The 13,845-nt window shown below is 49.6% G+C and carries 13 protein-coding genes; 6 read left to right on the plus strand and 7 right to left on the minus strand.

Annotated features, from left to right (window positions below; all coding sequences use genetic code 11):
- Window positions 1-2 precede the first annotated feature (2 nt).
- Complete coding sequence (locus tag VC28_RS13835) at window positions 3-1,385, minus strand: sodium-dependent transporter (RefSeq protein WP_049631148.1); 1,383 nt, start codon at window positions 1,383-1,385, stop codon at window positions 3-5.
- A 240-nt stretch (window positions 1,386-1,625) separates the two neighbouring features.
- On the opposite strand from VC28_RS13835, the gene smpB reads away from it, so the two are divergent.
- On the plus strand, window positions 1,626-2,108 hold the full coding sequence (smpB, locus tag VC28_RS13845) for an SsrA-binding protein SmpB (RefSeq protein ID WP_049631150.1): 483 nt from the start codon (window positions 1,626-1,628) through the stop codon (window positions 2,106-2,108).
- A 97-nt stretch (window positions 2,109-2,205) separates the two neighbouring features.
- Here smpB and VC28_RS13850 read toward each other — a convergent pair whose 3' ends face one another.
- The 3 genes from VC28_RS13850 to tkt all read right to left on the minus strand — a co-directional run bounded on the left by VC28_RS13850 (window position 2,206) and on the right by tkt (window position 5,910).
- Window positions 2,206-3,378: a phosphoglycerate kinase gene (locus VC28_RS13850; protein ID WP_049631151.1), complete on the minus strand. Its 1,173-nt coding sequence runs from the start codon at window positions 3,376-3,378 to the stop codon at window positions 2,206-2,208.
- Window positions 3,379-3,407: 29 nt separating this feature from the next.
- Window positions 3,408-3,830 (minus strand): DUF5991 domain-containing protein, encoded by a 423-nt coding sequence (locus tag VC28_RS13855; protein ID WP_049631152.1) that lies wholly within the window; start codon window positions 3,828-3,830, stop codon window positions 3,408-3,410.
- A 76-nt stretch (window positions 3,831-3,906) separates the two neighbouring features.
- Window positions 3,907-5,910, minus strand: coding sequence for a transketolase (tkt, locus tag VC28_RS13860; RefSeq protein WP_049631153.1), 2,004 nt, complete (start codon window positions 5,908-5,910; stop codon window positions 3,907-3,909).
- A gap of 367 nt (window positions 5,911-6,277) precedes the next feature.
- On the opposite strand from tkt, the gene VC28_RS13865 reads away from it, so the two are divergent.
- The 4 genes from VC28_RS13865 to metF all read left to right on the plus strand — a co-directional run bounded on the left by VC28_RS13865 (window position 6,278) and on the right by metF (window position 11,111).
- Complete coding sequence (locus VC28_RS13865; protein WP_049631154.1) at window positions 6,278-7,303, plus strand: ArsR/SmtB family transcription factor; 1,026 nt, start codon at window positions 6,278-6,280, stop codon at window positions 7,301-7,303.
- Between the two features lie 153 nt (window positions 7,304-7,456).
- Window positions 7,457-8,611 carry a methionine adenosyltransferase gene (gene metK / locus VC28_RS13870; RefSeq protein WP_049631155.1) on the plus strand — a complete coding sequence of 385 codons (1,155 nt, stop codon included), beginning with the start codon at window positions 7,457-7,459 and terminating at the stop codon, window positions 8,609-8,611.
- 138 nt (window positions 8,612-8,749) lie between these two features.
- Window positions 8,750-10,120 carry an adenosylhomocysteinase gene (gene ahcY, locus VC28_RS13875; RefSeq protein ID WP_049631156.1) on the plus strand — a complete coding sequence of 457 codons (1,371 nt, stop codon included), beginning with the start codon at window positions 8,750-8,752 and terminating at the stop codon, window positions 10,118-10,120.
- A gap of 142 nt (window positions 10,121-10,262) precedes the next feature.
- Window positions 10,263-11,111 carry a methylenetetrahydrofolate reductase [NAD(P)H] gene (gene metF / locus VC28_RS13880; RefSeq protein WP_049631157.1) on the plus strand — a complete coding sequence of 283 codons (849 nt, stop codon included), beginning with the start codon at window positions 10,263-10,265 and terminating at the stop codon, window positions 11,109-11,111.
- Window positions 11,112-11,193: 82 nt separating this feature from the next.
- On the opposite strand, the gene VC28_RS13885 is transcribed toward metF, so the two are convergent.
- Genes VC28_RS13885 through rph form a run of 3 tightly spaced genes read right to left on the minus strand, consistent with a single transcriptional unit; the run spans window position 11,194 to window position 12,791 of the window.
- Window positions 11,194-11,652 carry a phosphate-starvation-inducible PsiE family protein gene (locus tag VC28_RS13885; RefSeq protein ID WP_049631158.1) on the minus strand — a complete coding sequence of 153 codons (459 nt, stop codon included), beginning with the start codon at window positions 11,650-11,652 and terminating at the stop codon, window positions 11,194-11,196.
- A gap of 31 nt (window positions 11,653-11,683) precedes the next feature.
- Window positions 11,684-12,073 (minus strand): diacylglycerol kinase, encoded by a 390-nt coding sequence (locus VC28_RS13890; protein WP_049631159.1) that lies wholly within the window; start codon window positions 12,071-12,073, stop codon window positions 11,684-11,686.
- Window positions 12,063-12,791 (minus strand): ribonuclease PH, encoded by a 729-nt coding sequence (gene rph, locus VC28_RS13895; protein WP_049631160.1) that lies wholly within the window; start codon window positions 12,789-12,791, stop codon window positions 12,063-12,065. Before rph ends, VC28_RS13890 begins: the two co-directional genes overlap by 11 nt.
- A 169-nt stretch (window positions 12,792-12,960) precedes the next feature.
- Between rph and VC28_RS13900 the strand changes: the two genes are divergently transcribed.
- Window positions 12,961-13,830 (plus strand): YicC/YloC family endoribonuclease, encoded by an 870-nt coding sequence (locus VC28_RS13900; RefSeq protein ID WP_049631161.1) that lies wholly within the window; start codon window positions 12,961-12,963, stop codon window positions 13,828-13,830.
- Window positions 13,831-13,845 lie beyond the last annotated feature (15 nt).

Genomic DNA, 13,845 nt, shown 5'->3' on the forward strand with positions numbered 1-13,845 from the left:
CGTTACTCCACAAATACGGCGCGCAGCACCGGAAAAATCCCGTTGATCAGTACCACCAGTACCGCAACCGGAGAAATGAATTTCAACACTGGCCGCCACCAACGCACCAAGCGCGGCGACTCAGAAGCAAGCTCATGCAATATGTGATGGTCGCGCAGCTTCCACCCCACGAACAGCGCAATCAGCACACCACCCAAGGGCAACATAATGTTAGTGGCGATAAAGTCCATGGTGTCAAAGTAGGATTTCCCCCACAGGAATTGCTTGGCTGACCAGTCATTAAACGACCATACCGAGCCCAGCCCCATCGCCCAGGCAACCACCCCCAGCAATATACTCGCCGCTACACGGTTAAATCCGAAGCGCTCATTTAAATAAGCCACGCCCGGTTCCAACAGCGAAATCGTCGATGTCCAGGCCGCGAGCATCACCATCACAAAAAAGATCGCGCCAAATACCAAACCTGCGCTCATATTGCCGAACGCCACCGGCAAGGTCACAAACATCAAGCCGGGGCCGCTGCCGGGCGATATTCCCGGCGTGGCAAATACCAGTGCAAAAATCGCCACACCCGCGACAAGCGCAACCAAGGTATCCAGCAGCGCCACATACAGCACCGTGCGGCTCACCGACTGGTTGCTCGGCATGTAGGCACCGTACGCCATAATCGCACCCATGCCCAAACTCAGGGTGAAAAACGAATGGCCCATGGCGACCAGCGCCGATTCCCAGGAAATGTCCTGCGGATTAAAACTGAACATAAAACGCAGCGATGTCGCAAACTCGCCCTCTACCGCCGCGTAACCCAACAACACCAGCAGCAGCACAAACAGCAGCGGCATCATCACCCGCACCGAGGATTCCAACCCGCGCGTCACACCCAGCGCAAGAATCACCACCGTCATCAGCGTAAACAAGGTATGCCACTGCAACATCTTGCCCGGGTCGGCCAGCAGACCATCAAACAGTTGTTTGGATGCCTCGCCGGTCAAGCCGGTGAATTCGCCACTCACGGCTGCCACTATGTATTCCAGCGTCCAACCGGCGATCACCGTGTAAAACGATAAAATCACCAAACCGGCCAAAGCGCCCATCCAGCCAATTCCCGTCCAGAGCTTGCTGGCACCGGCAGCCTCGCACAACTCGGCGGTGGCGATAATCGGGTTGGCGCGCGCACGCCGTCCCATCAAAATTTCCGCCATCATGATCGGAATACCAATCAGCAAAATGCACAGCAGGTACATCAACACAAACGCGCCACCACCGTTTTCGCCGGTGATGTAAGGAAACTTCCAGATATTGCCCAAGCCCACCGCCGAACCCGTCGCCGCCAGGATAAAACTGCCGCGCTGCCCCCAAATCACATGCTGCTTGAGTCGCTTCACAGGATGTTCCCCTTTTGTCTTTGCAGAAAATTATTATTAGCCAAGCACAGACTGCACCAGAAACCCGCGCGCCACTCATGATTTATAAAAGGTAAAGCGCGATCCACGGCATAAAGGTGAATTGTACCCAGATTGCCCCTCGCGTATAAACCCGCGCCAACCGCCAGCATCAAGACAGCGCCGGGAATTTGCCGATATAATGCCCGCCCGTTTTTGATCTTGTTGAAGTAGCAGCACCCCATGGCCAAAAAAGCACAGAAGAACCAAGGCAATACCATCGCCCTCAACAAAAAAGCCAAGTTCGATTACGAACTGCACGAGCGTTTTGAGGCCGGCGTTGCATTCACCGGTTGGGAAGTGAAAAGCCTGCGCGCCGGTAAAGGCAACATTACCGATTGCTACGTGATTTTTAAAAATAACGAAGCCTGGCTGCTCGCCGCACAAATCCAGCCACTGCTGAGCGCCTCCACGCATTTTGTGACCGACCCGTTCCGCACGCGCAAATTGCTATTGAACCGCCGCGAGATCAACCGCTTGCAAGAAGCTGTCGAACAAAAAGGCTACACCGTCGTGCCCACCGCGCTCTATTGGAAAGATCACCTGATCAAACTGGAAATCGCCATCGCCAAAGGTAAGCAATTGCACGATAAACGCGAAACCGAAAAAGAACGCGATTGGTCACGCGAGAAACAGCGTCTGTTTCAAAAGGATCAAAAACGATAGCCCTTTGCGTAACACCGTTTTCGCACTTATTAAAAAATCAAAAAAAATGCCGGTACTGTTTTCAGCACCGGCATTTTTTATGCGCTTAAAAAACAAATTAGTTTTTAGCGCGCTCTTCCAGAATCGCTACTGCTGGCAATACTTTTCCTTCCACGAATTCCAGGAAAGCACCACCACCGGTAGAGACGTAAGAGATCTTGTCTGCAAGATTCCATTTATCGATAGCAGCCAAGGTATCGCCACCGCCCGCAACCGAAAACGCAGCACTTTCAGCAATTGCGCGTGAAATAGTTTCAGTACCTTTAGAAAAAGCATCAAACTCAAATACACCACAAGGGCCGTTCCACAAAACGGTTTTGGCGTTTTTGATAATCTCGGCAACGCGTGCGGCAGTCTCAGGACCGTAGTCGATAATTTCTTCGTCAGCTTGAATTTCGTTAACTTTTTTCGCTACACACACAGAGTTGTGGTTCCATGATTTGAAACCTTCTTTGGTAACACGCACGTCGGTCGCGTAAACCACTTCGGTGGTTTTGCACAGGCGTTGTGCTTCGGGAATCAAATCTTTTTCATGCAGTGAATTACCTACTTGATTACCTGCCGCTGCAACGAAAGTGTTGGAAATGCCACCACCGACTACAAGAATGTCAGCGATTTTTGACAGCGCATCCAACACGCTCAGTTTGGTAGACACTTTCGAACCACCAACAATTGCCACCAATGGGCGCGCAGGATTGTCGAGCACTTTTGCCAGCGCTTCCAACTCGGCAGCGAGCAAAGGACCTGCACAAGCAATGGGCGCAAATTTCGCAACACCGTGAGTGGATGCTTGCGCGCGGTGTGCAGTACCGAATGCATCCATTACAAATACATCGCACAGTGCCGCCATTTTTTTGGACAGCTCGTCAGAATTTTTGCCTTCGCCTACATTGAAGCGAACGTTTTCGAGCAACACCAAATCGCCTTGGTCAGAGAATCCATCCACCCAATCTTTTACCAGCGGAACCGCGCGGCCTAATTTTTCGCTCAAATATTTTGCAACCGGCGCAAGCGATGCAGCCTCATCATAAACGCCTTCATCAGGACGACCGAGGTGCGACATCACCATGACTTTTGCACCAGCAGCCAATGCAGCCTGAATAGTAGGAATAGATGCATCAATACGCACCGCGCTGGTAATGCGCCCATCTTCCAAGGGCACGTTCAGATCCTGACGAATCAATACACGCTTACCAGCAAGATCCTGGTCTTTCATTAGTTTTACAGTCATAGTGAGCCTCTTAGCTATTGCCAATAATTTTACTGAGCTTTCTTTAAAAAATATTTTCCCGGTTTTGCTACAGACTCATCAGGCACTAGCGCATCCCAATGAGTTACCAATTCATTATCCAACCAAAACAATCGCTGTCCGGGTTTGTAAAGCTCAACACCGTAAGCGTTTTTCACTGAACCATCTTCATAAGACTTGAAATAAATGCCCAGCGCTTTTTTGTCATCCTTAGCGTCACACATAATAGTTTCAAAAACTTGATAACCTTGAATGCTTAGCAGGCAAGACTGTTCGTCAATACTCAAAACATATTCAACAAACATCAAGCGATCAGGAATTCCGCCACTCAAATCAAGATCAAAGCCATATGAGCCATGCCATACTGAATTTGCAGATGCAGCAAAAGAAAGTAGAGCACCTACTAATAAAGACAATCGTTTTACTGCTTTCATGGATCAACTTTAACTTTTGCTATCCCTAAGAAAAAACACCCGATCTAAGTCGGGTGTTTTGTTTTCGCGGAAGATTTTAGTCTTCCAACAATTCTTCAACAGTGGCGACAATATTATCGACAGTGAAGCCGAAGTGTTCGAGCAGTTTGTTGCCGGGGGCTGATTCACCGAAGGTGGTCATGCCGATGATGCGACCGTCGAAGCCTACGTATTTGTACCAGTAGTCAGCGTGTGCAGTTTCAACCGCAACGCGCGCGCCTACGCTGATTGGCAATACGGATTCTTTGTAGGCAACATCTTGCTGATCAAACACAGAAGTTGAAGGCATAGACACAACGCGAACGTTTTTGCCTTTGGCTTTCAACGCTTCAGCCGCTTTCACTGTTACACCCACTTCTGAACCGGTGGCGATCAAAATAGCTTCTGGCTCACCAACGGAATCAACCAATACGTAACCGCCTTTGGCGATGTTGGCGACTTGCTCTTGGGTGCGCGCGAAGAAATCCAGATTTTGACGGCTGAATACCAATGCCGCAGGGCCATCTTTACGCTCAACCGCGGCTTTCCACGCAACAGCCGATTCAGTGCTGTCCGCTGGGCGCCAGGTTTCCAGGTTTGGAGTCAAACGCAAAGTGCCAAGTACTTCGATTGGTTGGTGAGTCGGGCCGTCTTCGCCCTGACCGATTGAGTCATGGGTGTAAACAAACACGTTGCGCAATTTCATCAGCGCCGACATACGCACGGCGTTAGCCGCGTATTGTTGGAACATCAGGAAGGTTGCGCCGTAAGGGATAAATCCACCGTGAGCAGAAACACCGTTCATGATCGCGCTCATACCGAATTCGCGCACGCCGTAGTACACGTAGTTGCCGCTGGCATCGCCCGCTTCCACGCCTTTGGATTTTTTCACCAACGTCAGGTTGGAACCGGCGAGGTCAGCAGAGCCGCCGAGGATTTCCGGCAACCACTCAACAAATGCCGCGATAGTATTTTGCGATGCTTTACGGCTCGCAATTTTTTCGCCTTTGGCTTGGGTTTCGGCAATAAAGGCTTCTGCTTTTGCGGCGAAGTCCGCTGGCAATTCGCCTTTGACTACGCGGCGATCAAATTCAGCAGCGAGTTCCGGATACGCAGCTTGGTAGGCTGCAAATTTTTCGCCCCAGGATTTCTCTGCCGCAGCACCTTTGGTTTTTGCATCCCAACCTTCGTATACATCCGCAGGCACCACAAATGGCTCGTATTCCCAGTTGAGGGTTTTACGCACCAATGCCACTTCTTCCAAACCGAGTGGTGAACCGTGGCAATCGTGTGAACCTTGTTTGTTCGGTGAACCGAAACCGATGATGGTTTTGGTGATGATCAAGGTTGGCTTTTGGGTTTCAGCGCGCGCGGTTTCAATCGCGGTTTTGATTTCTACCGGATCGTGACCGTTAACAGAACGGATCACCTGCCAGCCGTAAGCTTCAAAACGCTTGGCGGTGTCATCGGTAAACCAGCCTTCAACGTGGCCGTCGATGGAAATACCGTTGTCATCGTAGAACGCAATCAACTTGCCCAAGCCCAGAGTACCGGCCAGAGAGCAGGCTTCGTGCGAAACACCTTCCATCATGCAGCCATCGCCGAGGAAGCAGTAAGTGAAGTGATCGACTACCTCATGGCCATCGCGGTTAAATTGCGCAGCCAGTACTTTTTCGGCCAGCGCCATACCCACGGCGTTAGCAATACCCTGACCTAATGGGCCAGTGGTGGTTTCAACACCGGGGGTGTAACCCAATTCCGGGTGGCCGGGGGTGTTGGAGTGCAATTGACGAAACTGCTGCAGGTCTTCAATGGAAACCGCGTAACCGCTCAGGTGCAGCAACGAGTAAATCAGCATAGAGCCGTGGCCATTGGACAGCACAAAACGGTCGCGGTCAGCCCACTTGGGGTTTTGCGGGTTGTGTTTTAAAAAGTCGTTCCACAGAACTTCGGCGATATCCGCCATGCCCATTGGGGCGCCCGGGTGGCCTGAGTTGGCTTTCTGAACCGCATCCATAGACAGGATACGGATCGCATTGGCAAGGTGTTGACGAGTTGGCATGAAACTCAAGGCTCCTTAAATAAAGTTGATTGCTGTTGTAGTTGGGCGCATCACTGCCGTCTATGCGGTTCAGGGCACCCGGGGTTGCAAAGCACTAATGGGCAAATGCCACTTATTTACAGGCCTCTGATGGGCTTTGGTGTCGTTGGGTTCCAGCCGCCGTCGCTGGGACAAAATGGGCAGGCATTTTCGCCCAGCAAGCGCCAGTCGTAAAGAAATAACCGGTCTCATAGGCAGAATTAATGACAAAAACGCTCGCGACCGGCGTTCTTGAGCATAAAAAAGCCTAAAACCTATATCAAAATATTTTGATATAGGTTTTTCTGACTGCTAGACTGCACAGCACTTTCCACTTGTTGACCACAGAATGAACCAATCCCTGCAAAACAATGATGCGTCCCTGCCTGTGCTAACCGATATGGTCGAGCTGGAGACGCCACTCAGTCCACTCGCCAACCTGCTTAAAGCCGCAGGCGACCCTTTGCGCCTGGAGATACTGCGGGTGCTGAGCCAGGATTCGTTTGGCGTGTTGGAGCTATGCCGGATTTTTTCGATAAAGCAGTCAGGCATGAGCCATCATCTTAAAGTGCTCAACAATGCAGGGCTGCTCAGTTCGCGGCGCGAGGCCAATTCGATTTTTTATCGCCGCGCTTATTTAGCACCCGATCACCCACTCGCCGCCTTGCAGCAACAATTGTTTGCGACTGTTGATACTTTGCCGATTGCCGAGCACCTGTTGCTGCCCATCCGCGAGTTGCAGCAAGAACGCAGCCAAGCCGCGCAGCAATTTTTTAGCGAAAACGCCGATAAATTTCGCGCGCAGCAAGATTTGATTGCCAGCTATCCGGTGTATGCCGAACAGATGACGCAATTGCTCAACAACACACCGCTGCGCGATAAAAAACTCGCGCTGGAAATCGGCCCCGGTGAAGGTGAATTCTTAGCGGTGATCGCGCAACAGTTTAATCACGTAATTGCACTCGATAATGCCGCCAATATGCTCGACAAAGCGCGTGCATTTGCGAGCGAAAAAAATCTGCGCAATATCGAATTCATCCACGGCGACACACAGAGCTTGCTCGGCCATAAAATATTGGCCGATTGCATCTTGGTAAATATGGTTCTGCACCACACACCATCGCCTGCCGATATTTTTCAGGATTTAAGTAATGCTCTCGCACCCGGCGGCGCGCTGTTGGTTTGCGATTTGTGTCGCCACGAACAAGCCTGGGCGCGTGACGCTTGCGGTGATTTGTGGCAAGGGTTTGATCCACAGGATTTTTCGCGCTGGGCACAAGCGGCAAAATTAGATGAAGGTCAAAGTGTGTATTTTGCACTGCGCAACGGTTTCCAAATTCAATTGCGCCAATTTTTTAAACCAACGAATTTTTAAACCAACAATTTTTTAACCGTGGGTTACGTAGCCCGTATGGAGCCTAGCGAAATACGGGAACACCGATGATGTAACACTAAAACCCGTATTACGTTTCACTCCATACGGGCTACCCGATTTTTTTATTTTCGAAATTATGTAAAGGAAAAAACCATGTCCGAATATTCCGTCTTTACGTCCGAGTCAGTTTCTGAAGGCCATCCCGATAAAATGGCGGACCAGATTTCCGATGCTGTGCTCGATGCTATTTTGAAAGATGACCCCAATGCGCGCGTTGCAGTAGAGACATTGGTAAAAACCGGCATGGCAATTGTCGCCGGTGAAGTGCGCACATCCACTTACGTTGACTTGGAAGATTTGATTCGCCAAGTAATTCTGGATATCGGCTACAACTCCAGCGATGTTGGTTTTGATGGCGCAAGCTGCGCAGTATTAAATGCAATCGGCAAACAATCGGCCGATATCGCCATGGGTGTTGATGAAGGCGATGAAAAAGATTTGGGTGCAGGTGACCAGGGTTTGATGTTTGGTTACGCCACCAATGAAACCTCCGTATTGATGCCAGCACCAATTTTTTACGCGCACCGCTTGGTAGAAAAACAAGCACAATTGCGCAAGAGCGGTGAATTGCCCTGGTTGCGCCCCGACGCAAAAAGTCAGGTGACTTTGCGTTACGAAAACGGTAAGCCGGTGGCAATCGATGCCGTTGTACTTTCCACCCAACACAGCCCGAGTGTGCAGCAAGCAGAAATTCGCGAAGCCGTGCGCGAATTGATTATCAAAAATGTATTGCCTGCTGAATGGCTACACAAAGATACGCAATACCATATCAACCCGACCGGCCAATTTATTATTGGCGGCCCAGTGGGCGATTGCGGTTTGACTGGCCGCAAAATTATTGTGGATTCTTACGGCGGCATGGCACGTCACGGCGGCGGTGCATTCTCTGGTAAAGATCCATCAAAAGTAGATCGCTCTGCCGCTTACGCAGGCCGTTACGTGGCAAAAAATATTGTTGCGGCAGGCTTGGCTGATAAATGTGAAATTCAGGTGAGCTACGCGATTGGTGTTGCTGAACCGACTTCAATTTCTATCAACACCTTTGGCACCGGAAAATTGTCGGATGCTGAAATCGTCAAACTGGTGCGTGAACATTTTGATTTGCGTCCACGCGGTTTGATCCAAATGCTGGATTTAAAACGCCCGATTTATCGCCAGACTGCAGCATATGGTCATTTTGGTAGAGAGCTACCCGATTTCACTTGGGAAAAAACCGATAAGGCAGATGCATTGAAGAAAGCGCTTTAAGACCCTCACCCCAGCCCTCTCCCAGAGGGAGAGGGGGTTAAAAGCACGCACTACGAATTTAGCACTCTCCGCTCCTCTCCCTCCGGGAGAGGCTGGGTGAGGGGAAAAAAACACAGAATTCATTTTAGGAAAATTATTATGAGCTTCACCGACTACAAAGTTGCCGATATGTCCCTCGCTAATTGGGGCCGCAAAGAAATTGAAATCGCCGAAGGTGAAATGCCTGCATTGATGGCGCTGCGCCGCAAATATGCAGCGAGCAAACCATTGGCGGATGCTAAAATTATTGGTTGCATCCACATGACCATTCAAACCGCAGTGTTAATTGAAACATTGGTGGATCTCGGTGCAGAAGTGCGTTGGTCATCGTGCAATATTTTTTCGACGCAAGATCACGCTGCCGCTGCGATCGCTGCTGCCGGTATTCCCGTATTTGCGTGGAAAGGCGAAACCGAAGAAGAATTCTGGTGGTGCATAGAGCAGACCATCAACAAAGATGGCAAACCTTGGGATGCCAATATGATTCTTGATGACGGCGGCGATGTTACCCAAATCGTGCACGAAAAATATCCGCACATGCTCGACAAAATCCACGGCATTTCTGAAGAGACCACCACCGGTGTGCACCGCTTGGTTGAAATGATGAAGAAGGGCACATTGAAAGTGCCAGCCATCAACGTAAACGATGCCGTAACCAAAAGTAAAAACGACAACAAATACGGCTGCCGTCACAGCTTGAGCGATGCCATCAAGCGCGGCACCGACCATTTGCTGATGGGCAAAAAAGCATTGGTCGTGGGTTACGGCGATGTAGGTAAAGGTTCTGCCGCATCATTGCGTCAGGAAGGCATGATCGTAAAAATTACTGAAATTGATCCTATCTGTGCAATGCAAGCCTGCATGGACGGTTTTGAAGTGGTATCGCCATACAACAATGGCATCAACACCGGCAAATACGAAGACATCAATCACATTGTATTGGGCACCACTGATTTGGTTGTCACCACAACCGGCAACGTCAATGTGTGTGATTCCGCCATGCTGCGCGCATTAAAAAATGGCGCAGTGGTATGCAACATCGGTCACTTCGACAGTGAAATCGATACCGCATTTATGCGCAAAAATTGGGAGTGGGAAGAGATCAAACCGCAGGTGCACAAAGTGTATCGCGATAAAGCCACCAACAACCATTTGATTATTTTATCCGAAGGTCGCCTGGTGAATTTAGGCAACGCAACCGGTCACCCATCGCGCATCATGGATGGCTCTTTCGCCAACCAAGTACTCGCACAAATGTATTTGTACGAGCGTAAATTTGCTGACTTACCAGCCGAACAAAAAGCAGAACATATTTATGTGCGTGTGCTGCCGAAGAAACTTGATGAAGAAGTCGCGCGCGATATGGTGGAAGGTTTCGGTGGCGTGATCACCAAACTGACTTCCCACCAAGCCGAATATATTGGTGTGGAAATTGAAGGGCCATTTAAGCCGGATTCTTATAAGTATTAATTTTGTTTCCCTCACCCTAACCCTCTCCCGGAGGGAGAAGGAACTGTACGTGCCACTTAAGACCAATTTATTCTTAAGTTGAACATGCTCCCTCTCCCTCCGGGAGAGGGTTGGGGTGAGGGAAAATCGTAAAGGTAAAATTATGAACGACTCACAACTGCGTCTGAGCTTTGAATTTTTCCCGCCCAAAACACCGGAAGGAAAAGAAAAGCTAATTAAAGTGCGCGATGACTTGAATTTTTTTAATCCGGATTTCTTTTCCGTTACCTATGGAGCGGGCGGCTCTACGCGCGACAATACCAAAGGGCTGGTAACAAAATTTACCTCTGATGGTGTCAGCACTGCGCCGCATTTGTCGTTTGGTGGTGATGATGAAGAGACAATTCTCACTTTATTGCAGGAATACAAAAACGCAGGCGTTGATCGAATAGTCGCGTTGCGTGGCGATATTCCATCCGGTGTTGGCGGTGGTTTTCAGCTGGTTTACGCAAATGAGCTGGTGGCATTTATCCGCAAACATTTTGGTGCACATTTCCAACTGGAGGTTGCTGCCTATCCGGAAATTCATCCGCAAGCCAAAAGCTATAGCGATGATGTGCGCTACCTGAAAGGAAAATTTGACGCGGGTGCCAATAGTGCAATCACGCAATATTTCTTTAATCCGGACTCGTATTTTTTCTTTATCGACCAATGCCAGAAGGCCGGAATTACCCAACCGATTTATCCCGGTATTATGCCCATTATCAACTACAAAAATTTAACGCGCTTTTCCGATGCCTGCGGTGCAGAAATTCCGCGTTGGTTGCGTAAAGCGCTGGAAAATTATGGTGATGATGAAGCCAGCTTGAAAGCATTCGGCGTAGAACTGGTATCCGAATTGTGCGAAACCCTGTTGGAAAACGGTGCCCCCGGCTTGCACTTTTACACCATGAACCAAACCGAACCCACTGCGCAGATCGTGCGTAATTTGGGTTTAATTCCAGCGGAATAGCTCGGCATACGATTGAATAGACAACGATCTACTGATAACAAAAAAGGCGCTAACGCGCCTTTTTTGTTGCATTCTAAGTCGGTTATTCATTTAGTTCGTCAGATTTTTTACGCGGCATAATGACAATTATGTAATACGCCACTCCCAGTGCAAAGATTACGGCGGCAGTTGCGTAAATGTAAGATGCATCCATTTCATTAAAATCAAAAATAATCACTTTACGCGCTGCTGCCATCAATGCGGTTGCAAGTACGATTTCTACAGCTAGCCGAGGATTGTGATCGCCTTTGGTGTACAAAATCAGGTTATGATAGATCTCAATCGCAATCAACACGGCCATGAAAGCACCGAAGGTCGCAAAAATATCTTTGATTTCAAGCAGCAAAAATGGTGGTGCCATCAAGCGCTGATAGAGTACATAAAGAATATCGGCAACACCCCATGCAATAACAAGCACCATAATGCAGGCAATCGCCAGCGCACAATTGTGGATGATGCGATCTAGTACCTTTAACAACTTGATTTCATGTTGTTCTTTCATCCAAATGCCTCGAGTTATTGAGTTGCGTTTACTAAACGATCAGATGATTCACGACCGCGTAAGACTCTACCACCAATACAATTAGCCACAACAAAATACTGATACCCACAGCTGCCGCGGCGATGTCTTTGATCATCCCTATACGCGGGTTTTTCTCAGGCTCAATAAAATCACATAGCGCCTCTATTGCCGTATTCAATATTTCAGCAATTATCATGACCGCCGTTGCTATTAATACTGCAGCCACATCGATCCAATCCCTGAAAGCGATACAAGCAGCCAGTACAACAATTGATAAAACAAGTTTGTAAGCAACAGAAAAATCAGATAGCACGGCAAATTTTAGCCCGCGTATAACAATGCAAATTTTTCGCAATGGATGAAAGCCGGGCTGGCCAGTATTAAGAAATTTATTTCTCATCGCCAAGTAACGCCTGCTTTTGCAACTCATGCAATTGCGCGATTCCCTGTTTAGCCAGACCTAACATCGCCGCAAATTCGGCTTCCGTAAAAGGCTCTGCTTCCGCGGTGCCCTGAATTTCAATAATGCCGCCGTCATCACCCATTACGACATTCATATCGGTATCGGCCGATGAATCCTCGGGGTAGTCCAAATCCAATACCGGTACGCCTTGATAAATCCCTACAGAAATAGAAGCAATCGCGCGCTTGAGCGGTTCACCGGTGACTTTGCCTTGGGCTTTGAGGAAGCTAATCGCATCGGCCAAGGCGACCCAGGCACCGGTGATGGAGGCCGTGCGGGTACCGCCATCTGCCTGAATAACGTCACAATCGATGTGTATGGTGTTTTCACCCAAGGCTGCCAGATCAACCGCCGCACGTAATGAGCGACCGATCAAGCGCTGGATTTCCACGGTGCGCCCCTGCTGCTTGCCGCGCGCAGCTTCGCGATCCATCCGGGTGCCGGTAGAGCGGGGCAACATGCCGTATTCCGCGGTCAACCACCCTTGTCCTTGCCCGCGCAAAAAAGGCGGTACCGAATTGACCACGCTCGCGGTGCAGATCACTTTGGTATCGCCAAACTCCACCAATACCGAGCCTTCGGCGTGTTTGGTGTAATGACGGGTGATACGGATGGGGCGTAATTGGCCTGGAGTGCGGCCGCTGGGACGTTGCATAAAAGGATTCCTTACTACTGGAAATAGATCTGCGGGAAGGTGTGTTACCATCCCTCGCCTGTTCATGAATATTAATTTGCCGGGGAACTCTACCAGCTCTTGTGCGTAGAAGTAACCGCCCCGCACCAGTATCAACCCAGCATAGAACGCCATAGTTCCAGGAGCCCTTATGCCACGTAGTATGACTGGATTCTCCCGCCGCGAAGCCAAACTCCCCTGGGGAACATTGGTGTGGGAAATCCGCAGTGTGAATCACCGCTACCTCGAACCCAGCTTCCGTTTACCGGAAGATTTCCGCGAAATTGAACCCCACCTTCGCGATGCCATGCGCAAAGCACTGCAGCGCGGCAAAGTTGAAGCCAGCCTGAGTGTGCAATGGGAACAGGAAGGCGAATCGGAACTCGGCATCAACCTCGCCAAAGTGTCGCAGCTAACCAAGTCCGCCCAACAAATTAATGGCCTGTTAGGCAGCGCCGCTGCACCGGTCAATGCACTGGATATTTTGCGCTGGCCGGGCGTGATCCAAAAACAGGAACTGGATCGCGAAGCACTGCATAAAGCTGCGCTGGAATTATTTGAATCGGCATTGGAGGGATTAATTGAACATCGCTCACGAGAAGGTGCCGAGCTTGAACAATTAATTATTAACCGCCTCGATAGCGTCTCGGTTCAAGTCGCCAATGTACGTGCACGCATGCCGGAAATTCTGGCGGCGCAACGCGAAAAATTGCAAACCAAACTCGCTGCCCTGCAAATCGAATTAGACCCGGAGAGACTGGAGCAGGAAATTGTCCTTCTCGCACAAAAAGCCGATGTCGATGAAGAGTTGGATCGCCTTGACACTCATGTAATTGAAGTCAAGCGCAGCTTAAAACAAACCGACTCCCTTGGCCGTCGCTTGGATTTTTTAATGCAGGAACTAAACCGCGAAGCCAATACACTTTCATCAAAATCCGTTGTGAGTGAAACAACGCAAGCAGCGGTCGAATTAAAAGTGTTGATTGAGCAGATGCGCGAGCAGGTGCAGAATATTGAGTAATTATTTTCTCGCAGA

The organism is Cellvibrio sp. pealriver (assembly GCF_001183545.1).
Classification (GTDB): Bacteria; Pseudomonadota; Gammaproteobacteria; order Pseudomonadales; family Cellvibrionaceae; genus Cellvibrio.

What these genes read in the sequence shown, in the direction of transcription:
- metK (WP_049631155.1), top strand. Translation starts at nt 7,457, where the DNA reads ATGTCCGAATATTCCGTCTTTACGTCCGAGTCAGTTTCTGAAGGCCAT.
- smpB (WP_049631150.1), top strand. Translation starts at nt 1,626, where the DNA reads ATGGCCAAAAAAGCACAGAAGAACCAAGGCAATACCATCGCCCTCAAC.
- VC28_RS13885 (WP_049631158.1), bottom strand. Translation starts at nt 11,652, where the DNA reads ATGAAAGAACAACATGAAATCAAGTTGTTAAAGGTACTAGATCGCATC.
- VC28_RS13890 (WP_049631159.1), bottom strand. Translation starts at nt 12,073, where the DNA reads ATGAGAAATAAATTTCTTAATACTGGCCAGCCCGGCTTTCATCCATTG.
- ahcY (WP_049631156.1), top strand. Translation starts at nt 8,750, where the DNA reads ATGAGCTTCACCGACTACAAAGTTGCCGATATGTCCCTCGCTAATTGG.
- VC28_RS13900 (WP_049631161.1), top strand. Translation starts at nt 12,961, where the DNA reads ATGCCACGTAGTATGACTGGATTCTCCCGCCGCGAAGCCAAACTCCCC.
- VC28_RS13850 (WP_049631151.1), bottom strand. Translation starts at nt 3,378, where the DNA reads ATGACTGTAAAACTAATGAAAGACCAGGATCTTGCTGGTAAGCGTGTA.
- metF (WP_049631157.1), top strand. Translation starts at nt 10,263, where the DNA reads ATGAACGACTCACAACTGCGTCTGAGCTTTGAATTTTTCCCGCCCAAA.
- rph (WP_049631160.1), bottom strand. Translation starts at nt 12,791, where the DNA reads ATGCAACGTCCCAGCGGCCGCACTCCAGGCCAATTACGCCCCATCCGT.
- VC28_RS13855 (WP_049631152.1), bottom strand. Translation starts at nt 3,830, where the DNA reads ATGAAAGCAGTAAAACGATTGTCTTTATTAGTAGGTGCTCTACTTTCT.
- tkt (WP_049631153.1), bottom strand. Translation starts at nt 5,910, where the DNA reads ATGCCAACTCGTCAACACCTTGCCAATGCGATCCGTATCCTGTCTATG.
- VC28_RS13865 (WP_049631154.1), top strand. Translation starts at nt 6,278, where the DNA reads ATGAACCAATCCCTGCAAAACAATGATGCGTCCCTGCCTGTGCTAACC.